At 49.7% G+C, this 21,220-nt stretch carries 15 protein-coding genes; 8 read left to right on the forward strand and 7 right to left on the reverse strand.

The window, feature by feature from the left end; all coding sequences use genetic code 11:
* Window position 1: 1 nt before the first annotated feature.
* Both MTBMA_RS00435 and MTBMA_RS00440 read right to left on the reverse strand, forming a co-directional pair.
* Entirely contained in the window at window positions 2-673 is a 672-nt protein-coding gene (locus MTBMA_RS00435; RefSeq protein ID WP_013294928.1) for an HAD family hydrolase, read from the reverse strand.
* 9 nt (window positions 674-682) lie between these two features.
* Window positions 683-1,972 (reverse strand): amidohydrolase family protein, encoded by a 1,290-nt coding sequence (locus MTBMA_RS00440; RefSeq protein ID WP_013294929.1) that lies wholly within the window; start codon window positions 1,970-1,972, stop codon window positions 683-685.
* A 160-nt stretch (window positions 1,973-2,132) separates the two neighbouring features.
* Between MTBMA_RS00440 and hisG the strand changes: the two genes are divergently transcribed.
* Both hisG and MTBMA_RS00450 read left to right on the forward strand, forming a co-directional pair.
* Entirely contained in the window at window positions 2,133-2,996 is an 864-nt protein-coding gene (gene hisG / locus MTBMA_RS00445; RefSeq protein ID WP_013294930.1) for an ATP phosphoribosyltransferase, read from the forward strand.
* A 10-nt stretch (window positions 2,997-3,006) separates the two neighbouring features.
* A complete protein-coding gene (locus tag MTBMA_RS00450; RefSeq protein WP_013294931.1) occupies window positions 3,007-3,777 on the forward strand; it encodes a fumarylacetoacetate hydrolase family protein in 771 nt (256 codons plus the stop codon).
* Window positions 3,778-3,887: 110 nt separating this feature from the next.
* Here the strand turns inward: MTBMA_RS00450 and leuS are convergent, their stop codons facing one another.
* The 3 genes from leuS to MTBMA_RS00465 are packed head-to-tail and all read right to left on the reverse strand — an operon-like array spanning window position 3,888 to window position 7,823.
* Window positions 3,888-6,737, reverse strand: coding sequence for a leucine--tRNA ligase (gene leuS, locus MTBMA_RS00455; RefSeq protein WP_048901155.1), 2,850 nt, complete (start codon window positions 6,735-6,737; stop codon window positions 3,888-3,890).
* Entirely contained in the window at window positions 6,718-7,038 is a 321-nt protein-coding gene (cutA, locus tag MTBMA_RS00460; protein ID WP_013294933.1) for a divalent-cation tolerance protein CutA, read from the reverse strand. The genes leuS and cutA overlap by 20 nt, the downstream gene beginning before the upstream one ends.
* Window positions 7,038-7,823: an NAD+ synthase gene (locus MTBMA_RS00465; RefSeq protein ID WP_013294934.1), complete on the reverse strand. Its 786-nt coding sequence runs from the start codon at window positions 7,821-7,823 to the stop codon at window positions 7,038-7,040. The genes cutA and MTBMA_RS00465 overlap by 1 nt, the downstream gene beginning before the upstream one ends.
* 129 nt (window positions 7,824-7,952) lie before the next feature.
* Here MTBMA_RS00465 and MTBMA_RS00470 point away from each other — a divergent pair, with 129 nt between their 5' ends.
* Together MTBMA_RS00470 and MTBMA_RS00475 are read left to right on the forward strand one after the other, a co-directional pair.
* Window positions 7,953-8,927 carry a TRC40/GET3/ArsA family transport-energizing ATPase gene (locus MTBMA_RS00470; RefSeq protein WP_013294935.1) on the forward strand — a complete coding sequence of 325 codons (975 nt, stop codon included), beginning with the start codon at window positions 7,953-7,955 and terminating at the stop codon, window positions 8,925-8,927.
* Between the two features lie 260 nt (window positions 8,928-9,187).
* Window positions 9,188-10,213 carry a H(2)-dependent methylenetetrahydromethanopterin dehydrogenase-related protein gene (locus tag MTBMA_RS00475; RefSeq protein WP_013294936.1) on the forward strand — a complete coding sequence of 342 codons (1,026 nt, stop codon included), beginning with the start codon at window positions 9,188-9,190 and terminating at the stop codon, window positions 10,211-10,213.
* Window positions 10,214-10,347: 134 nt separating this feature from the next.
* On the opposite strand, the gene MTBMA_RS00480 is transcribed toward MTBMA_RS00475, so the two are convergent.
* On the reverse strand, window positions 10,348-14,463 hold the full coding sequence (locus MTBMA_RS00480; RefSeq protein WP_013294937.1) for an SBBP repeat-containing protein: 4,116 nt from the start codon (window positions 14,461-14,463) through the stop codon (window positions 10,348-10,350).
* Between the two features lie 546 nt (window positions 14,464-15,009).
* Window positions 15,010-15,633 carry a cobalt-precorrin-7 (C(5))-methyltransferase gene (locus MTBMA_RS00485; RefSeq protein ID WP_013294938.1) on the reverse strand — a complete coding sequence of 208 codons (624 nt, stop codon included), beginning with the start codon at window positions 15,631-15,633 and terminating at the stop codon, window positions 15,010-15,012.
* A 92-nt stretch (window positions 15,634-15,725) separates the two neighbouring features.
* On the opposite strand from MTBMA_RS00485, the gene MTBMA_RS00490 reads away from it, so the two are divergent.
* The 4 genes from MTBMA_RS00490 (at window position 15,726) to MTBMA_RS00505 (ending at window position 21,213) form a co-directional block, all read left to right on the forward strand.
* The gene (locus MTBMA_RS00490) at window positions 15,726-16,916 is read left to right on the forward strand and encodes a redox-regulated ATPase YchF (RefSeq protein ID WP_013294939.1); all 1,191 of its coding nucleotides are present in this window, start codon (window positions 15,726-15,728) and stop codon (window positions 16,914-16,916) included.
* Window positions 16,917-17,055: 139 nt separating this feature from the next.
* Entirely contained in the window at window positions 17,056-19,791 is a 2,736-nt protein-coding gene (locus MTBMA_RS00495) for a cation-translocating P-type ATPase (RefSeq protein ID WP_148215598.1), read from the forward strand.
* A gap of 118 nt (window positions 19,792-19,909) precedes the next feature.
* Entirely contained in the window at window positions 19,910-20,185 is a 276-nt protein-coding gene (locus MTBMA_RS00500; protein ID WP_013294941.1) for a hypothetical protein, read from the forward strand.
* Between the two features lie 17 nt (window positions 20,186-20,202).
* Window positions 20,203-21,213 (forward strand): potassium channel family protein, encoded by a 1,011-nt coding sequence (locus MTBMA_RS00505; RefSeq protein WP_013294942.1) that lies wholly within the window; start codon window positions 20,203-20,205, stop codon window positions 21,211-21,213.
* Window positions 21,214-21,220: the final 7 nt, after the last annotated feature.

The following is a 21,220-nucleotide window of genomic DNA, read 5'->3' on the forward strand; positions in this document are numbered from 1 at the left end:
GTTAAACCTGCTCACAAGTAATTATATCCATTATCTCAGGGCTGCGGTAGTTTCTGAAGACATGGTCAGCCCCTGCCCGTCTGAGCTCTGCCTCCCCGTACCTTCCGGCTGCTATTCCAATCTTAAGGGCACCCACATGGGCCCCGGCCATCATATCGTAGGGTGTGTCACCAAAGAGGACGATTCTTCCTGAGGCCCCCATCTCAAGTCCCCTTTTAACCGCGATTTCTGTGAGCTCCTCCCTTATGCTGCTGTCACTCCCAAAGCCCCCGAATGAGAAGTAACCTGCAATTCCAGCCCTCTCAAGCTTCATGAAGGCTATATCCTCCAGGTTACCTGTGACAACTCCCATGCAGGCACTGCTGGATCTTAGAGCCTCAAGGAACCCCATAACACCATCTATGAGCCTTATATCATCGTACCGGATGTTTTTTCCCACATAAACTACGAGTTCATGGAGGAAGTCGTCCATCCCATCATCTATATCCCCTGATTCCAGGCCCAGGAGGCTGAGGACCTCCCTGGCTATTGCTGGGTCTGTTTTTCCATGGTAGTCTATGAGGTCAACGGTGGCCTCAACACCGTAGACCTCCCTGAAAGCATAGCTGAATGCCTCTTCATGGACCTCTGAGCGGTGTATGAGGGTTTTGTCGATGTCGAATAGTGCGATCATCTTCCCAACCTACTGTTTTGAGGTAAGCTCCTCTGCAGCACCCTCTGCAAGTTCCATGACGTATTCCTCGTCCAGCACCTTCAATTCACCCTCCAGTAGCAGAATCCTCCCGTCACATATCACCGTATCAACATCCGCGCCACTGGCAGAGTAGACGAGGTGTGAGGCCGGCTTCCTCCAGGGTGTGAGGTGGGGTCTGCGGGTGTTTAAGACCACAATATCCGCCAACCCGCCCTCCTCTATGAGGCCAGAATTGACTCCCAGGGCCTTGGCACCATTCACTGTCGCCATCCGGAATACATCCATTGCCGGGAGTGCCGTCGGGTCATGGAGGCTGACCTTCTGGAGCAGCGAGGCGGTCTTCATCTCCTCAAACATATCCAGGTTATTGTTTGAGGCGGCCCCGTCTGTCCCGATGGAGACGTTGACGCCCCGCCCCATGAGTTCAGGTACAGGTGAGATGCCTGATGCCAGTTTCATATTGCTTGAGGGGTTGTGTGAGACCTTCACCCCTCTCTCTGAGAGGATCTCCATTTCATTTTCTTTCAGCCAGACGCAGTGGGCTGCCACGGTCCCCGGCCCAAGGACACCTGTCGAATCCAGGTACTCAACAGGGGACATTCCGTGGGCCTCTGAGACCTCCCTGACCTCATTTTCTGTTTCAGATACGTGGATATGGATACCAACACCGTGTTCAGCTGCCAGTCGAGCGGTTTCTCGGAGGAGTTCCTCTGAGCAGGTGTAGGGGCTGTGGGGCCCAAGGGCAACCTTTATGCGTCCATCTGCCATTCCGTGGCATTCACGGATTATCCTGAGGCTCTCCCTGATTTCAGCCCGCATTTTATCATCATCCCCAAGGTCTATCATCCCGTGACTTAGAACGCATCTCAGTCCAGCCTCATCCACTGCACGGGCCACGTCATCCATGTAGAAGTACATGTCATTGAAGGCTGTTGTACCTGACCTTATCATCTCCACACATCCAAGGAGTGCCCCTGCATGGCAGTACTCCCCGTTGAGGTGGGCCTCGGCTGGCCATATGTGGTCATTCAGCCACCTGTCAAGGGGGAGGTCATCTGCCATACCCCTGAACAGTGTCATTGAGAGGTGGGTGTGTGTATTCACAAGACCCGGGATTAGGAGTTTTCCGTGGCCATCAATGACGGTGTCAGCGTCACCGGGACTCAGGGCGTCTGAAACCTCCTCTATGGTGTTACCCTCAATCAGAACCGATCCCCTGCGGGGGCCTGCTGCGTCGAGGACCTGGGCGCCATGTATCAGTATGCTCTCATTCTCCATAGGATCACCTTATAACTTATAAGTTTTAACTTATAATCTGGGATGAATCTAAAGCTATTATATAGGTTCCTTAAAAAGAGATATAAGTGATGTGATTCTGCAGATGAGATACTGATGTGTACGGCATTCACAGTAAATATTTGAGTCATCGAGGGATTGAATGAAGATAAGAATAGCGGTTCCCTCAAAGGGAAGGATAAGCGAACCTGCAATAAGGCTACTTGAAAATGCAGGTGTGGGGCTGAAGGATACAATTAACAGGAAGCTATTTTCAAAGACGCAGCACCCCCAGATCGATGTCATGTTCAGCAGGGCAGCCGATATACCCGAATTCGTTGCAGATGGGGCGGCTGACCTTGGTATCACAGGGTACGACCTCATAGTGGAGAGGGGGAGTGAGGTTGAAATCCTTGAGGACCTCAACTATGGGAGGGCCAGCCTGGTCCTGGCAGCACCTGAGGACTCCCCCATCGATAAACCAGAGGACATACCCGACGGTGCGGTCATAGCAACAGAGTTTCCCAGAATAACAGAGGACTACGTCAGGAAAAGGAACATAGGGGCCGAGATAGTTGAACTCACAGGTTCCACAGAGATAGCACCCTTCATAGGGGTGGCGGACCTCATAACTGACCTCAGCAGCACCGGCACCACACTCCGGATGAACCACCTCAAGGTCATTGACACACTCCTTGAGAGTTCAGTGAAACTCATAGCAAACCCTGAAAGTTACAGACGCAAGGGGCAGCTGATAGAGGAGCTCAGAACAGGTATACGGGGAGTTATAGATGCAGAGGGCCGTAGGCTCGTAATGCTGAACATAGACCGGGAAAACCTGGATCGTGTGAGGGCACTCATGCCAGGGATGACAGGACCCACGGTCTCTGAGGTTCTATCGGATAACGGTGTTGTGGCTGTCCACGCGGTTGTGGATGAGAAGGAGGTCTTCAACCTGGTGAACAGGCTCAAGTCCGTGGGGGCAAGGGACATACTGGTTGTGCCAATTGAGAGGATAATCCCCTGAGGTGTTATCAATGAAGTTCCTCCGGTTTTCAGATGGCGGAAGGGTTCTCTGCGGCTTTACAGATGGAGAGAAGGTATTTCAGGTTGAAAGTGATCACTACCTCCTTGAAGACCCTGAGGTTATCTCGGAACATAATATGGGGGACGTGAAGATCCTCCCACCGGTTTCACCCTCAAAGGTCATATGTGTGGGTCTCAACTACAGGGACCACGCAGCTGAACTTGGAATGGACATACCTGATGAACCCGTCATATTCCTCAAGCCACCAACAGCGGTCATAGGCCATGGAGATGCAATAGTCTACCCTGCAATGTCCTCGGAGGTTGACCATGAGGTTGAACTTGCAGCGGTTATATCAGAAAGGGTGAGGTGCGTTGATTCAGAGGAGGCGGATGAATTCATAGCAGGCTACACGGTCCTCAATGATGTAACTGCAAGGGACCTCCAGAGGCGTGACGGCCAGTGGACCCGTGCAAAAAGCTTTGACACCTTCTGCCCCATAGGGCCATTCATAGAAACTGATATCAGACCCAGCAACCTCGACATATCCCTTGAACTCAATGGAGTACTCAGGCAGTCATCCAGCACATCAAACATGATATTCACCGTCCAGGAACTGGTTGAGTTCATATCAGAGATCATGACACTGGAGCCCGGAGATATCATTGCAACCGGCACACCACCCGGCGTCGGAGAGATGAAACCAGGAGACACCGTAAGGGCCACCGTTGAGGGTGTGGGAACACTTGAAAACAGGGTTGAATCTTCAGATATCCAATGAAAGCCAGCATCTGATAAAATAAGCGTTATAATCCCCAAGCCATTATATTAATTTTTTCAATAAAGGGCCAGGTACTGAATAAACAAAAAAACAAAATGTCCCCTTTAACCTCATGTCTCAAGGTATATTGCGGGTTTAAGGGGAACAGCATTTTTGGCCTTGTTTTCAGGGTCGTAGTCCGCATCACGGTGGATCACCACATCGGCCCCCACCTCTGATTTTATGTAGTCACTGGCATCAACCAGTACACTGTACTCGTCCACCTCAACAACCTCAGATTTACCTGCATCCCGGAGGATCCTCCTCACGAATTCTGAGACCTCCTTCATGTTGCTGTGGACTTTGGAGGCTGAAACCCGCCCCATTATGGCACCCATATCCGGCTTTCCAACCTCAGATGCTATTCTCAGGACATCCCACTTCCAGGGTGGCGATATGTAGAGGTGCACCCTCTCAGGTCGGGCGTCCAGTATCTTCATGATCTCCTGAATATCCCTGACGGTGTTCTGGACCATCTCCTCTGCAACCTGGACCTCCCTGCTTATGGCTTCCTCCCTGAACCCGGGCCATGGGGCCTCTGATACGAAACCCTCACCACCGTATCTCTCCCACATCTCCTCGGCTGTGTAGGGAGTGAATGGTGCCATGAGCCTTATCCAGGCGCTCAGAACATGTGCAAGCACCATTTTAACCTCCACGTCCACACGGCCATCAACACGTGCCATGTAGTGGTCCACATCCTTTTTGAGGAGATATAGTGCCTCCTGCACTGCCTTACGGGTCTGGAATGACTCAAGGGCCTCTGTGGCCTCTCTTATCCTGTGGTTTAGCTGGCAGATCATCCACTTACCAGCGAAACTTTCAGGCTCAAATTCAGGAAGCTCAGACAGGGCCAGTTCGCCGTCCCAGATCTCAGATACCCTTTCACCGAATTCCCTGAACCACTCGATGCGCCTCCTGGTCCCTATAACCTCCTTCTCCCTCCAGTCAAAGTCCTGCCAGGGCTCTGCAGATGACATGAGGAACAGGCGCACAACATCTGCTCCGTGCCTCTCTATTGCATCCCGCAGCAGTATCACGTTGCCCTTGGATGAGGACATCTTGTTACCCTCAAGGAGGCCCATTCCAAATACAACAACACCACGGGGCCAGCGGGATTCAGGGAATATGGCGGAGTGATGGAATATGTGGAATGTCAGGTGGTTGCCTATGAGGTCCTTGGCAGATAGCCTCCAGTCAAGGGGGTACCAGTAGCTGAATTCCTCCCTGAGTTCATCCCCCGCTCCGGTTTCACCAAGGAAGACACTGTCAAAGAACTCATCATCCAGTTTCTCAGGGTCCATCCCCCTCAGTTTATGGGCGATGGTGTAGTAGGCCATGTAGATGGTTGAATCGGTGAGGGGCTCTATTATCCACCTCTCATCCCAGGGGAGTCTTGTACCGAGACCTATCCTCCTGGAGCATGCCCAGTCATTCAGCCAGTCAATGTAGTACTGGAAGTTGGCCCTCACCTCCTCGGGTATTATCTTCATGCTGGAAAGGCACCTGTGGGCCACTTCCTTCCACTCCTCATCGGAGTACTTCATGAACCACTGGTCCTCCATGAGCCTCACAACGCACCTTCCACCGCAGCGGCATATCACAGGACGCTCTGCAAACTCGTACATCTCATCGGCCAGGCCCTCAGACTTCAGTTCATCTGCTATGACCTCACGGGCCTCTGAAACCTTCATTCCACCGTAAACAGGGATGTGGCTGCTCATCACACCCTTGGCATGTTCGACCTTGTAGAGTTCCCCTGTGGCGTCCTCAAGGCGTTCATCCTCCTGACTCTCAACCCCGAATTTCTGGATTGCCTCTGCGGCAGGGAACATTCCGTAACCCTCAACTGTGATAACATTGATGGGCTCGAGGCCCTTAATCAAATCACCGAGACCATACCTTTCAAGCAGTTCAGAGTTCTTCTTTAGGTCCTCAAGGGCTATGAAATCTGCAGGGGCATGGGCAGGTACAGAGAATACAACTCCAGTGGCGTACTCGGGGTCAACGAATGAGGCTGGAAGTATGGGGTGATTTTCTCCGGTCACAGGGTTTTCAACTTCCCTTCCAATGAGTTCCCCAGGGTCCACGTCACCCTCAACCTCAAGGTCCAGCTTCTGATGGGAGAGGTTATCAAGGGATGCACGGCTTACTATCCACTCTTCACCGCCTGTCCGCACCCTCACATACTCCTCCTCCGGGTTCAACCAGAGGTTGGTTGCACCGTAGATTGTTTCGGGCCTGAAGGTGGCCGCAACAAGGTATGAATCATCCATTCTGAACTTGAGGAGTGTGAGCTGGTTTATGGCCACACCCTCCCCCTCAAGGAGGTCGTGGTCACCGACAGGGTTTTCACAGTCAGGGCAGTACTTCACTGGATGGGCACCCTTCCTAACAAGGCCCATGTCACGGAGCTTCCCTATCTGCCACTGTATGAACCTGCTGTAGGTGGGGTCCGTGGTCTTGAATTCACGCCTCCAGTCTATGGAGTAACCCATATCCTCCATCACAGAACGGTATTCCCTGCTGAAGTATTCAACTATGTATTCGGGGTCACTGAAGCGTTCAAGTTCCTCCTCGGGTACCTTGTGGACCTCTCTGTAGATCTTGAGGGTCCAGGGGTCCTGTCTCTGTATCCTCCTGGCTATCCCTATTACCGGGGCCCCTGTGACGTGCCAGGCCATTGGAAATAGGACGTTGTATCCCTGCATCCTCTTGAAACGTGCATAGACATCCGGGACCGTGTAGGTCCTTCCGTGTCCTATGTGCATGGCACCGCTGGGGTATGGATAGGCAACTGTCAGGAAGATCTTCTCTCTGTCATCGGGGTCAGCATGAAATATTCCTGCATCTCTCCACTTATCGCGCCATTTACTCTCAATATCCACTGAATCACCGCCATCATGGCTTTTTGACTTCATTATTTAACCATTCAAGGTAATCACGGGATCCCCCTGCTGTTATGGGAATTGAAATTATGCATGGATTATCATAACTATGTAGTTCCCTAACTCTTTTAATTATTTGCTGGGTTAGTTCACTGGTTGTTTTAACAATAAGGACCGACTCCTCATCCTCCTCAAGGGAGCCCTCCCAGTGGTAGAATGATTTTATGGAGGGTATGATGTTCACACATGCTGCGAGCATCTCCTCAACAAGTCTACGCCCGATCCTTGCCGATTCCTCCTGGCCGGAGGTCGTTATGTATATCAGCGTGAACATCAGATCACCCAGGGATCGGCTATTTCAGGGGGCCTGAGCTTGTGCCCTGCCGCATTTATCATACCCTGTATCCTCTTAACCTCTTCAACAGGCACTCCAAGTTCAGATGCGACCTCAGGAACCCCCATTTTTTTATCAACCAGCAGAAAGAGGATCTCATCCAGGACATCGTAACTTATCCCCAGTTCCTCCTCATCGGTCTGGCCGGGCCAGAGACCTGCTGATGGGGCCTTGGATATTATCTCGGATGGAACACCAAGCTCCTCTGCAAGCATACGGACCTGTTTCTTGTAGAGGCATCCAATTGGAAGTATGTCGACTCCCCCATCACCGTATTTTGTGAAGTAACCCACAAGGAGCTCTGTACGGTTACCGGTACCTGCCACAAGCCGGTTCATGGAGTTTGCATGGTAGTAGAGGACCATCATCCTTGCCCTTGGCTTGAGGTTTGCCAGAGCGATTTTGCTGGCCCGGTGACCGCATATACCACTGAATGACTCCAGAATGGGTTCAATGTCCACGGTCTCATATTCTATACCGGTTTCCTCTGCAACCAGCTCCGCATGTTTGAGGTCCTCGGGGGGTGTTGTGGCAGACGGCATGATTATGCCAAGGACCCTATCCGGGCCAAGGGCATCTGCTGCAAGGTAGGCGACAGTTGAAGAGTCCACACCCCCACTGAGACCCAGTACAACACCATCTGTCCTGCTATCATCCACCCTGGCCTTTATGAACTCCTCTATCCTCTCCCTCACGTGGGGACCAAGCCCTGGAACATGTCTCATGGAATCACCCTTTCCAAAGTAGCAATGGTTAAAAGTAAGTAGGGTATATTTTATATAACCATATAAATCAATGTAAGGTAACATGTGAAGGTGTTCATCAGCATCACGGATTCTTACAGGAGGAGTACAATGGCATTTAAGGATCTTTTCAAGTTCAATAAGGGCAAAACAACATTCGTGTTCATAGGCGGAAAGGGAGGGGTTGGCAAAACAACCATATCAGCTGCAACAGCACTCTGGATGGCCAGATCAGGTAAGAAGACACTGGTTATCTCAACCGACCCTGCACACTCACTTTCAGATTCCCTTGAGAGGGAAATAGGTCACACACCAACCCTGATAACAGATAACCTCTACGCGGTTGAAATAGACCCTGAGGTTGCAATGGAGGAGTATCAGGCGAAGCTGAGGGAACAGGCGTCAATGAACCCTGGAATGGGACTTGACATGCTCCAAGACCAGATGGACATGGCTTCAATGTCCCCGGGTATCGATGAGGCCGCGGCCTTCGACCAGTTCCTGCGGTACATGACAACCGATGAGTACGATATTGTGATATTTGACACTGCACCCACAGGCCACACACTCCGTCTGCTCTCATTCCCTGAACTCATGGACTCATGGGTTGGGAAGATGATCAAGATAAGGAGGCAGATCGGCAGCATGGCAAAGGCCTTCAAGAATATACTCCCATTCATGGGTGACGAGGAAGAGGAGGACAGGGCCCTCCAGGACATGGAGGCCACCAAGAAGCAGATAAACGCTGCAAGGGAGGTCATGTCAGACCCTGAGAGGACCTCCTTCAAGATGGTTGTGATCCCTGAGGAGATGTCCATATACGAGTCCGAGAGGGCCATGAAGGCCCTTGAGAAGTACAGCATACATGCAGATGGTGTCATTGTCAACCAGGTGCTGCCAGAGGACAGTGACTGTGAGTTCTGCAATGCCAGGAGGAAACTGCAGCAGGAGAGGCTGAAGCAGATACGTGAGAAGTTCAGCGACCAGGTGGTTGCAGAGGTTCCACTCCTCAAGGAGGAGGCCAAGGGTATCGACACCCTTGAGAAGATCGCTAGGCAGCTCTATGGTGAACCTGAGCCAGCCTGATTGGAATATAATATGTTTGGGGCTTATAATATTAAAAAATAATTAACCTCAAACACCATTATTTTTACATAAAACATGTCTGAAGGCTTTAAAAATCCATAAAATTTTTAATCCACGATTTATCAGATTTTCAGGTTATATTGATGCATTAAGTTCATTTTAAAGCGATGTTAGGTCTTATTTTTTTTAAAGAATCAAATGCCAAAATTTATAATATTCCTTCAAATTACTTAACAATATATTAACGTTAGGTGAGCACTATGAAAGTTGCAGTTTATGGCGCGGGTAATCAGAAACTTTATGTGGACCAGCTGAACTTGCCTGAAAAATACGGGGGTGAGGCACCCTACGGTGGAAGCAGGATGGCAATTGAATTTGCAGAGGCAGGTCATGATGTTGTGCTAGCAGAGCCAGCAAGGGAAATGCTGGATGATGCACACTGGAAGGTGGTTGAGGATGCAGGTGTAACCGTAACAGACAGCGATGCTGAGGCAGCCAGCGAGGCAGAGATGGCAGTTCTCTTCACACCATTCGGTAAAAAGACCTTTGATATAGCCAAGGACATAACCAAGCACCTTCCAGAAGGCGCTGTGATAGCCAACACCTGTACCGTATCTCCGGTGGTCCTCTACTACGTCCTTGAAAGAGAACTTCGAAGGGACCGTCAGGACCTGGGTATAGCATCAATGCATCCCGCAGCTGTTCCTGGAACACCACAGCACGGCCACTACGTCATAGGTGGACACTCAAGCAGTGAACTGGACATAGCCACCGATGAACAGATTTCAAGATGTGTTGAACTTGCAGAAAGCTGTGGTAAGACAGCATACGTTGTACCTGCAGACGTATCAAGTGCAGTTGCTGATATGGGATCCCTTGTAACTGCCGTAACACTTTCAGGTGTCCTTGACTACTACTACGTTGGTACCCAGATAATCAAGGCACCTGTGGAGATGGTTGAGAAGCAGATCCTCATGACACTCCAGACAATAGCATCCCTTGTTGAAACATCAGGTGTTAATGGAATGCTCAAGGCCATGAACCCTGAGCTCCTTGTGAGAAGTGCAAAGTCAATGCACCTCCTTGAGGAGCAGGAGGAACTGGATGCTGCAATCAACACACTCGCTGACCTTGATGATGAGGTTACCCAGTGGATAAATAAGGGTGAGATCAGGCACACGGATCTCGTTGCAGCCCAGGCCCTTGCAAAGGAACTCAAGAACCTCATGGGTGGAAAGGCAGCAGAGGGTACCATAAGAAGGTGCATGAGGAAGATGTTCGAATAAAACCTTTATTTTTAACTATTTTAAGAGAAACTATTTTAAGAAGTGATTGCTTTTTAGATGGATTAAAATCAGTTTTAACGGTTATTCGCATTATTTAAGAAGTGATTGCTTTTCAAATAAAAAATAAATAAAAATCAGGTTACGGTTATTCTCATATCAACCGCCCTGAATGTCCTGCTTATATAGACGTAACTGTAACCCCTGATTGTCTTTGTGTGGCTGAGGGTTGCTGACAGTGTATCCGCCCTGAAGGTCTCAGATAACCTTATGGTCCTTGTGTACCTGCTTGGGTTGTAGATCTTCCTTGTTGTAACGATTCTTGCATTGTACGGGTAGTATCCGATGGTTGCAGTGTAGGAGCCTCTGGGTTTCAGTGTAAATCTGTAGGTCTTGTATGCCAGTTTCGAACCGCCTGATGAGTAAACTGTGACATAGTAGGTCACCGTTGCAGTGTAACTTCCGGTGTTTTTGAATGTGAATCTGTAGGTCCTTTTGGGGGGGTTCACGTAAACCGTTGCGGTTTTCAGGTTGTTGATGCTGAATGTGTACGTACCTGGGGATGAGATGTACCTCTGGAATCTCAGGACTGCACCCTCATGGGGCCCCACTTTCACCGTGTAGGTACCGATGAGATTGCCGTTGAGGTAGACTGGAACTGTGAAGTCACCCTCAACATCACCGGTGTTCTGGATTTCTGCTTCAACCTCGACGGTGGCTGATCCCACGGCACTGGATGGTGTCACATTGATGAACCCTATTTCAAGTGTGGCCGGTTTCAGTGCATTGACGTTTGCAGCCGGTAGCGTGTCAACGGTAACGGTATGGTTGCCCCGCTGTGTTATGGGGTATCTGAATGTTACGGTGGTCTCTCCACCGGCAGCCACGTTCACGGTCCTTGATGCAACAGGTACCCCGTCTATGTAAAGCCTTGCGGTGTAGTTACCTGGAACGTCACCAACATTGGAGATCCTTGCAGATGCCTCAATGGTCAGGGGAAGAACCCCCTCGTGTGGTGAAACCAGCAGGTTGTCCACTACGAATGTGGCAGGCCTCAGGACCCTCACAGTCACAGGTGCAAGGTCATTAACCGTGACATCATGGATTCCAGGATCACTGAGCTCCACCCTGAAGAGTACCGTGGAGGCACCGGGTCCGGTAAGCTGCACGGTCTTATTCTGAACATTCACTCCGTCTATGTAGAGCCTTGCGGTGTAGTTGCCGCTTCCAGTCTCAGCAGTGCTGATTCTTGCTGTAACGTTGAATATGAGTGGTGAAACACCTGAAGCTGGAGTTACGTTGAGGTTTGAGACTAATGGTTCATTGAGTACCCTCACGGTTACAGGTGCAAGTGCCCCTATGCCGGCAAGGTAGGTTCCTGGAGCATTAAGGGTGTGGTTGAACCTGACCTGAGATGTTCCGCCTGCAGGAACTGTCACCGTTCTTGTATCAACAGCTGCACCATTTATGTAAAGGGTTGCGATGTACTCTCCATCAACTTCCCCTGTATTTCTGAGTTTAGCGGATGCTGCAAGGTCAAGGGGACTGAATCCTGATGTTGGGGTGACGGTTAAATCTGAGGCGGTTATATTCGCCGGTTTAAGGACCCTGACATTCCCTGTGAATCCATTGATTCCAACACTGTAGTTCCCGGGTAAGAGTGTTGTTTTCATTGATATTTCCTTTGTTTCACCAGGGTTTAGGCTGACCGTGTTCTCCTGCACGGTTTGGTTGTTGACATGTAACCTTGCTGTGAACCCTATGACCATATCATAGGGGTTTGTCACGTTGAGGAGTGCTGTGACGTTCAGTGCACCCACTCCTGTTACAGGAGTAACACTGAAGCCTCCAAATACAGGGTCAGGGTCAAGCACCCTGATTTTAACCTCTTCACCGGAGTTAACACGGAGATTGTACTCCCCGGGAACAATGATCTGGTTCTTAATTGAAACCTTAACACTTGACCTTCCAGGGACGGTAACCGTCCGGCTGTCCCATGCAACACCGTCAAGGTAGACGGTGACGGTGAAATCCCCTGGAAGGTCTCCCTGGTTCCTGACTGTGGCGTTCACAGTGACATTGAGGGGTGACTTACCCTCCAGTGGCGTTACTGTTACATTGGTGAGAGTGAAGCTGGCTGCACTGAGGGCCCTGACTGTGCCTGAAGTGGCGTTATTGAGTGCTATGGTGTAAATTCCACTTTCGGGGAGTGTTATCATGGCAGAGAACGGTACCGTGCTTCCTGCGGGAACATCAAATGTCTGTTCATGGACATCCACTCCATTGACATAGATTATGGCTGTGTAACTCCTTGTCTTTGAGTCTATGTTGGTGATATTCGCGGTGACCATGACATTCAGTGGTGCAAGACCACTTTCAGGTGTCAGCCTGAAACCGTCCACAAGGAACTTTTCACCCTCCATCACATTGACGGTGAGGGGTTCAAGGTCATTGATGGTTATTTCATGCACACCGGCGGCAAGGGTGCTGTTGAAGGATACCCTGACCCTTGATTTTGCATCAACAGTCACACTCTTGCTATCAACGAGAATCCCATCGACGTAGAGGCCAGCGGTGTATGTGTCAGGCAGATCACCGTAGTTCACAATATCAGCAGTCACGTTAACCCTGAGGGGTTCTGTGCCGGCACGCGGTAGTACTGTGAGATTTTCAGGGATTATGAGCGGGCCGCTGAATGCCCTCACAGTGAATGGCTGGAAGTTGTTCACGGTAACAGAATATGTTCTGCTGTTCCTGAGAAGGTATTCGAAGCTAAAGTCCCTTGTTGCTTTTGAGGCCACCTCTATCCACTGCCATAAGACCTCGTATCCGTTAACGTAGAGCCCGAGGCGGTACCATCCGCTGGCATCCCCGTAGTTGGTGATTTTACCGTTAACTGTAATTGATAGGGGTGCTGTTCCATTCACCGGTGTTACACTGAGGTTACTTATGAAGAAGGGTGTGAACCTTGTTAGGAAACCATCTGATAGTCCTGTGAGTTTCATTTTGATGGCATCTGATGTCACAGGGAAATTGTTTGACCAGGTCTTCCCGGCAACATAGACGTTCTGGTAGGGGTCAACAGCAACAGCATAGCCATGATCTGCTTCGATCCCACCGAGATAGGAACTGTAGAGGACGCTTCGTGGGATGCTGAATTTTGTGATGAAGGCATCCACACCGTTCAGTGACCTGTCAAATGCTCCCTCTGTGAGGGGGAAGTCAGATGAGGATGTTGTACCTGTCAGGTAGAGGTTCCCATACTTGTCTGCTGTGATTCCATATATTGCGTCATCACCGCTTCCACCGAAGTAGGTTGAGTATGTTACGTCCTCTCCATCGAATGCCACGACGAATCCATCAGAAAGGCCCTTCTTTGTCCTCTGGTATGCAGTCACCGGGGTTACGGGGAAGTCCGTGGAGTTGGTTTTACCTGCAATGTAGATAAGGCCACCGTAGGAGGTAATGGCGTGGCACATGTCCTGTCCTGAGCCTCCAAGGTAGGTTGAGTAGTCAAAGCTCATCTGTGGGGTGAATCTTGATATGAAGATATCATTCGTACCCCTCTTATACTGTGAAACCGCATCGAAGGTTACCGGAAAATCATCAGAGTAGGTGTACCCTGCAATGTAGATGTTCCCGTTGTTGTCAAGGGCAAGTCCCTGGCAGTAGTCGTCCCAGGACCCTCCAAGGTAGCTAAGGTACGTAACGGTGAGGGTCCGGTCAAGTTTGGCGATGAATGCATCATAACCACCCTTATTGATTTTCTGGTAGGCGTCATCTGTCGCCTGAAGGTCCTCTGAGATGGTGTATCCGCTCACATAGAGGGTCCCCGACCCGTCCATTGCAATCCCCTTTGCAACGTCATACTTGGATCCACCAATGTGTCTGATCATTTCGATTTTTCCAAGGGGGTCTATCCGTGCCACGAATGCATCCTTAGCCTCAACGCCTGCACTACTTATTTCGCCTGCAACATAGGCGTATCCATCTGCATCTGCGATTATCCTGTGTCCCCAGTCGTCTCCAGCTCCGCCGAAGGTCGTGTAGTATATGATCTTTCTTGATGTGTTGAATCTGGCCACGAAGACGTCCTTGGATCCATTGACGTGCGTTGAACCGGTTACATAGATATAGCCTGATTCATCAACGTAAACGTCACGGGCCTCATCAACCACATCACCACCGAGGTAGGTTGAGTAGTCCACGGTGTAATTTGATTCAGCAAAGGCTGAGCCCTGAAGGACGAGCATGAGAAGGAGCCCGCAGATCAGAGCAGAAAACTTTTTATATGGATCAATGATTATCACCTCCCGAAAACATTACAGTTTATATTCTACTTACAATGAATATAGTTTACTATTTAATTTTAAAACTGAAAAAAGAGATCTATAATGAAATATATTTATTTAGAACTGTTAGAATCTATTAAACATTGAAATATAAGTTTAAAGCGCGAATTTTTGTTAAAAGAATACTCATGTATATTATATGCTTATTATCATGATAAAAGCGAACTTATTTGATTTTTTCAAGAATTTAAGTCATCTTATCAGCTATTAAATAACTTTCTGACTGAAATCTGAATAAAATAGAGTTAGGGCGCGCTCTGACTTACTGGAGTACTCTGGTCTCAATGGATAGGTGTTTGAACTGTGGTGGGGGTACGGTTATCTGTGATCAGTAAGCGCAGAAAAGTTGCGGCCATTCTACACCAATATCAGTGTAGTGTCTGTCCATTATAGCTAATTTTAAAAGATTCGGTTGGTAGAAGGTTCAATATCAGAAGAAAGCTATTATTAGAATACAACAATGACTGACATGTAACTGAATTCAGAGACCGCCACTTCCCTGAGCTTCAGTTTAACAACCCTTTCATCGGGATAGCTGAGCCTTTCACAGACAGCAGCACACCTTTCTGGATCCACACCATTTTCAATAAGAAACCGGGCGGTCTCAGAGGGAGTCCTTGATGGGAGAATTATTGTTGGCCTCCCGTTATCAATTATATCCACTATATTCTCCTCACTGCGGCCGTGAAATGTGACTATGTCAGCTTCATCCCAGGGGATAAGGAGCCTTGCAGCGCAGAGCTGGACGGAACTCACACCGGGAATAACTTGGACTTCAACATCAAGCTTCTTTTCTGATATTATCCTCTTAATTGGTTTCAGAACACCTGAAAACCCGGGGTCACCTGTTGAGAGCACCGAAACCTTACCTGAAACTGCAAGATCGGCTGCCATTTCAAGCTTTTCATCCATATCCCCAGCACCCAGCACGACAGCTTCATTCACATCAGGAAACAGTTCAAGGGCCCTTTTACTCCCAAATACAGTCTCAGAATTCCCCACAGCGGTAGCCGCGGCAGGTGTGATGTAATCAGATGAACCGGGACCTATCCCCACTATATAGAGCACCATGACTATCCACAACCAGCGCATTCAGTTCAACTGGATCTTATTCAGGACCAACATATATAATTGTTCCATGACCATTTATTAATGTGGTAACAATGATTCAGATTGCAGTCACAGGAAAACCCAACGTTGGAAAATCATCCTTCTTCAATGCAGCCACACTCTCCGAGGCAGAGGTGGCATCATACCCATTCACCACAATCGACGCCAATCATGCAGTTGCCTATGCATCCTGCAGGTGCCCCTGCCAGGAGCTTGGAGTTCAGTGCAACCCCAAAAACTCACGATGCATTGATGGCACCAGACTGATCCCGGTGGAACTCATCGATGTGGCGGGTCTTGTCCCGGGGGCCCATGAGGGCAGGGGCCTTGGAAATAAGTTCCTGGATGATCTCAGACAGGCCAGGGCATTCCTGCATGTAATAGACGCATCAGGTTCAACAGACGAGGAGGGAAGGCCTGTTGAGCCAGGGAGCCATGACCCTCTGGAGGATGTGCAGTTCCTTGAGGAAGAAATAACCATGTGGCTCTACGGCATCCTTGAGAAGAACTGGGACCGACTTTTAAGGAAGGCAGCATCAGAGAAGCTTGATATGAATCGTATAATCCATGAACAGCTCTCAGGTACAGGGATAACTCCTGAGGATATCATTGAGGCATCAAGGAAGGTGGAGGCAGATATCTACTCATGGGGTAAGGATGAACTCCTGGAATTTCTCGATGAGCTCCTCAGGATAGCGAAGCCAATGCTGATAGTTGCAAACAAGGCCGATATTCCCGTGGCGCGGAAAAACATTGAACGCCTCATGGATTCTTACCCCCATGTGGTGCCGGCATCTGCAGAGGCTGAACTTGCCCTTAGGAGGGCAGCAGAGGCCGGACTTATTAATTACACTCCAGGTGCAGGGGAATTTGAGATCATCGATGCATCAGGTCTCACCGACAGGCAGAGGGCGGCCCTTGATTATATCCGTGAAAACGTCCTCGAGGTCTATGGAAGCACCGGTGTTCAGGAGGCAATCAACCGGGCGGTATTTGATCTCCTGGACATGATAGTTGTCTTCCCTGTTGAGGATGAACACCACTTCACGGATCAGAGGGGCAACGTTCTCCCTGATGCACTCCTGGTGCCCCGTGGTTCAGGTCCTAGGGACCTCGCCTACCTGATACACACCGAGATAGGGGATTCCTTCATGCACGCGGTGGATGCAAGGAAGGGGATGAGGGTTGCTGCGGACCATGAACTTGAGGATGGTGACATAATAAGCATAATATGCAGCAGATAGTATTACATAAAGTTAATAACATGGGTGGTTAGTTTCAAGTGTAAGTGGTGTGGTATTTACTGCCATGAATAGTATGCTGCAGGAAATCATGGTATTACTGAAAGTTATTAAATTGAGTGGTCAGTTTCAAGTGTAATTGATGGTGAGGACGATGGGGGGTATACACGAGCTTCATGAGGAAGAGGTTTTCAGGAGACTTGAGACGTCACCCTCTGGCCTTGACCCCCCGGAGGCTGAAAGACGCCTTAAGAAATATGGCCCCAACGAACTTGAGGAGGTCAGGGGTAAACCACACATACTTCTCTTTCTCTCCAACCTTTACAATGTCCTGGCGATCCTGCTCTGGGTATCAGCTGCCATGTCACTCATCACAGGCAACACCCAGCTTGCAGTTGCGATTGTACTTGTAATAATCATAAACGCGGTCTTCAGTTTCTGGCAGGAATATGAGGCCGAAAAGGCTGCAGAGGCCCTAAGGGATATTCTGCCGGTTATGGTTAAGGTTCTGAGGGGTTCAGATGAAACTGTGATCCCGGCGGCTGAGGTGGTTCCCGGTGACCTCATCCTTCTGGAGGAGGGTGACACGGTCCCGGCAGACGCAAGGCTTGTTGAATCCAGCCAGCTTAAGATTGACGCATCCACACTCACAGGCGAATCAAAGCCTGTCAGAAAGGTATCCCATCCAGTTGAAAAATTCGATAATTACATAGATATCGATAACATCGTATTTGCAGGTACACAGGTGGTATCAGGGACAGGAAGGGCCATAGTATTTGCAACAGGAGGGGATACAGAATTCAGCAGGATAGCATCCCTGACACAGGAGGTAAGGGAGGAGCAAAGCCCCCTCCAGAGGCAGATATCCCGGGCTGCCAGTATCATAAGCATTCTCGCAGTTTCAATGGGCATCGTTCTTTTTACAGTCAACCTCTACATTGTTAAACTCCCCCTCGAGACTGCGCTGATCTTTGCAATAGGGCTCATGGTTGCAAATGTACCTGAGGGCCTTCTACCAAGCGTAACCCTGGCGCTCGCGGCATCAGCAAGGAAGATGGCCAGGGAGAATGCCCTTGTGAAGAGACTCTCCAGTGTAGAGACCCTGGGATCCACAACGATAATCTGTACAGATAAGACCGGGACCCTGACAAGGGGTGAGATGACAGTAAGAAAGATTTGGATACCCTACAGGGTCGTGGAGGTCACAGGTTCAGGCTACAGGCCAGAGGGGGAATTCCTCTGCAATGAAAAACCCGTAACCCACCGGGAGGTAAGGGAGATAAGGCTCCTCATGAGGGCGGCGTCATTCTGCAACGATGCAAAACTTGTTAGAGACGAAAAGGGCTGGCACGTGATTGGGGACACAACAGAGGGCGCACTGCTTGTGGCTGCAGAGAAGATAGGCTTTGACCTTGAGGGTGAACTTGAAAGGATGCCCAGGGTAATGGAGCTCCCCTTTGATTCAAAGCGAAAGTCGATGACCTCCATCCATCAAAAATCAGGAAAAAGGGTGGCCTACGTCAAGGGGGCCCCGAAAAAGATAATAGATTTATCCGAGAGGATATCAGTGGATGGAAGACCCAGACCACTGGACGATGATGAAAAAAGGAAGATCATAGAGATACATGACAGAATGGCCTCTGAGGGCCTCAGGGTGCTTGCATTCGCTTACAGGGAACTCCCGGAGGACCTTGAGGATTACACGCCAGAGAATGTTGAAAGGGAACTGACACTGGTTGGAATGGCTGCAATGCATGACCCGCCCAGGGAGGGTGTGAAGGAGGCTGTGAGGCAGTGCAGAACTGCAGGTATAAGGATAATAATGATAACCGGGGATTATGGGTTAACAGCCGCGGCCATAGCAAAGGAACTTGGAATCATAGAGGGCGACAGTTACAGGGTGATAAAGGGAAGGGAACTTGATGAAATGGAAGACCCTGAACTTTTAAGGATACTTTCTGAGGAGGAGAACATAATATTTGCCCGGGCAGTCCCTGAACACAAGATGAGGATAGCATCGGTCCTTGAGGGCGCCGAGGAGATAGTTGCAATGACAGGGGATGGGGTAAACGATGCCCCCGCCCTCAGAAAGGCGGATATTGGCGTTGCAATGGGTAGCGGCACCGACGTTGCAAAGGAGGCCGCTGACATAGTACTCGCCGACGACAACTTTGCAAGCATTGTAACTGCGGTGAGGGAGGGCAGGACGGTATATGAGAACATAAGAAAATTCATAACCTACATATTTTCACATGAAACCGCGGAGATAGTCCCATTTGTCCTTATGGTGCTCTTTGGAATACCCCTACCCATAACAATAATGCAGATACTTGCAATAGACCTCGGTACCGATACACTACCTGCCCTTGCCCTGGGAAGATCCCCACCTGAATCTGATGTGATGCAGAGGCCACCAAGACCGGTTAGGGAGAGACTACTTAACCTTGAGGTCCTCCTCAGGGGGTACCTGTTTACAGGATCCATTGAGGCATTCCTTGTGATGATGGCATACTTCCTTGTGCTCTCAGGAGGGGGATGGGTGCCAGGCCAGAGCCTCCCAGCAGATGACCCCCTCTACATGAGGGCCACAACTGTGGTCTTTGCAGGTATAGTGATGGCCCAGATGGGCAATCTCCTCTCATCACAGACCACCCGCTCCTCAGCACTGAAGGTGGGGCTTCTGAGGAACAGGTGGATACCTGCCGGCATGATATTTGCGGTCATTGTGATGCTGATGGTCATATATCTGCCCCTACTGCAGCCGGTTTTCGGGACACAGCCACTGAAACCGGTTGAATGGCTGATGATCATCCTCTTTGCTCCACTGGTTTTTCTTACAGATGAGGCGAGGAAGTTAATTCAGAGGAGGCTTGGCTGATCAGATATTTTTTCCTCAGAGATGAGACTGGGAACTTAATCATAATCTGGCTATCAGGACTCTTTCAGAAATTTTTTAATAATGCAAATTAGAAACGTATTGCAGAGGAGGTGCCTGAATGAGATGGATTGCACTTATGCTTTTGATGGTATTTCTTGCCGGCGCCCTTGAAGCATGCGCTGCACACGACTCAGATTCCATGAAACCCACAATCAAGAGGGGTGGATTCAGCGGATTTAAGAGTTCATCAAAGAGGCTCAAAACCGATCTTGACGATGATGATGACGATGATGGGGGCTCCAGTGGCTGGGGGCTGCTTGCAGCTATTGTAATTGTTCTGATTGTGGTGGTGGTCCTGGCATACATATTCTTCACAAGGCGTGGAACCCCATAAGGGGCAGGGTAATGTAAATGGTGCTCATAGTTGAGATAATAAGGAAACACCTCCCACGGGTTATGAGGGTCCCGGCTGCGCGGATATTCCTTCTTGCAGCAGCTGTCATCGCCTACGGAACCCTAGGTTTCCACTTCATTGAGGGCGAATCATGGACGGTCTCATTCTACTGGACCTTTGTAACCATAGGGACCGTGGGTTATGGGGACTACAGCCCATCAACACCACTGGGGATGTACTTCACCGTGACCCTCATAGTCCTGGGTATAGGGACATTTGCCATTGCAGTTGAGACACTCCTTGAATTCCTGATAAAGAGACAGCAGATGAGGCTTATGGGGCTGATAGACGTGGTTAAATCAAAACATGTGGTTATATGCGGGTGGAGTGAGAGCACACTCGAGTGTCTGAGGGAGCTCGGTGGAAGCGAGGTCTTCGTGCTCGCTGAGGATGAGGGTGTCAGGAAGACGGTCATCAAGAATGGTGCTAACTTTGTGCATGGAGACCCAACAAGGATATCTGACCTTGAAAAGGCCAATGTGAAGGGTGCACGGGCTGTTATAGTGGACATGGGGTCTGATTCAGAGACCATACACTGCATACTGGGGATAAGGAAAATCGACTCAGGTGTGAGGATAATAGCCGAGGCCGAACGCTATGAGAACATCGAGCAGATACGGATGGCCGGCGCCGACCAGGTGATCTCGCCATTTGTTATATCGGGCAGGCTTATGTCAAAAAGCATCGACGATGGCTATGAAGCCATGTTTGTACAGGACGTCCTTGCAGAGGGATCCACAAGGAGGATGGTTGAAGTCCCGGTGCCCCCTGAAAGCCCCATTGAGGGCATTTCGGTCCTTGACGCGGACATCCATGAGAGGACTGGTGTGATAGTAATCGGCGTGGGTAGGGGCGATGAACTCATAATAGACCCACCCAGGGATTACGTATTCCAGAAGGGGGATATAATCCTGGGGATAGGGAAAAACCATGAGATAGATCGCCTGATGGAATACATCGGGTCATAATCACGGA

The organism is Methanothermobacter marburgensis str. Marburg (assembly GCF_000145295.1).
Classification (GTDB): Archaea; Methanobacteriota; Methanobacteria; order Methanobacteriales; family Methanothermobacteraceae; genus Methanothermobacter; species Methanothermobacter marburgensis.

Coding starts and splice junctions, on each gene's coding strand:
- MTBMA_RS00465 (WP_013294934.1), bottom strand. CDS start 7,823: ATGAGACATGTTCCAGGGCTTGGTCCCCACGTGAGGGAGAGGATAGAG.
- MTBMA_RS00440 (WP_013294929.1), bottom strand. CDS start 1,972: ATGGAGAATGAGAGCATACTGATACATGGCGCCCAGGTCCTCGACGCA.
- hisG (WP_013294930.1), top strand. CDS start 2,133: ATGAAGATAAGAATAGCGGTTCCCTCAAAGGGAAGGATAAGCGAACCT.
- MTBMA_RS00485 (WP_013294938.1), bottom strand. CDS start 15,633: ATGGTGCTCTATATAGTGGGGATAGGTCCCGGTTCATCTGATTACATC.
- MTBMA_RS00450 (WP_013294931.1), top strand. CDS start 3,007: ATGAAGTTCCTCCGGTTTTCAGATGGCGGAAGGGTTCTCTGCGGCTTT.
- MTBMA_RS00480 (WP_013294937.1), bottom strand. CDS start 14,463: ATGCTCGTCCTTCAGGGCTCAGCCTTTGCTGAATCAAATTACACCGTG.
- MTBMA_RS00435 (WP_013294928.1), bottom strand. CDS start 673: ATGATCGCACTATTCGACATCGACAAAACCCTCATACACCGCTCAGAG.
- MTBMA_RS00470 (WP_013294935.1), top strand. CDS start 7,953: ATGGCATTTAAGGATCTTTTCAAGTTCAATAAGGGCAAAACAACATTC.
- MTBMA_RS00495 (WP_148215598.1), top strand. CDS start 17,056: ATGGTGAGGACGATGGGGGGTATACACGAGCTTCATGAGGAAGAGGTT.
- MTBMA_RS00500 (WP_013294941.1), top strand. CDS start 19,910: ATGAGATGGATTGCACTTATGCTTTTGATGGTATTTCTTGCCGGCGCC.
- leuS (WP_048901155.1), bottom strand. CDS start 6,737: ATGAAGTCAAAAAGCCATGATGGCGGTGATTCAGTGGATATTGAGAGT.
- cutA (WP_013294933.1), bottom strand. CDS start 7,038: ATGTTCACGCTGATATACATAACGACCTCCGGCCAGGAGGAATCGGCA.
- MTBMA_RS00505 (WP_013294942.1), top strand. CDS start 20,203: ATGGTGCTCATAGTTGAGATAATAAGGAAACACCTCCCACGGGTTATG.
- MTBMA_RS00490 (WP_013294939.1), top strand. CDS start 15,726: ATGATTCAGATTGCAGTCACAGGAAAACCCAACGTTGGAAAATCATCC.
- MTBMA_RS00475 (WP_013294936.1), top strand. CDS start 9,188: ATGAAAGTTGCAGTTTATGGCGCGGGTAATCAGAAACTTTATGTGGAC.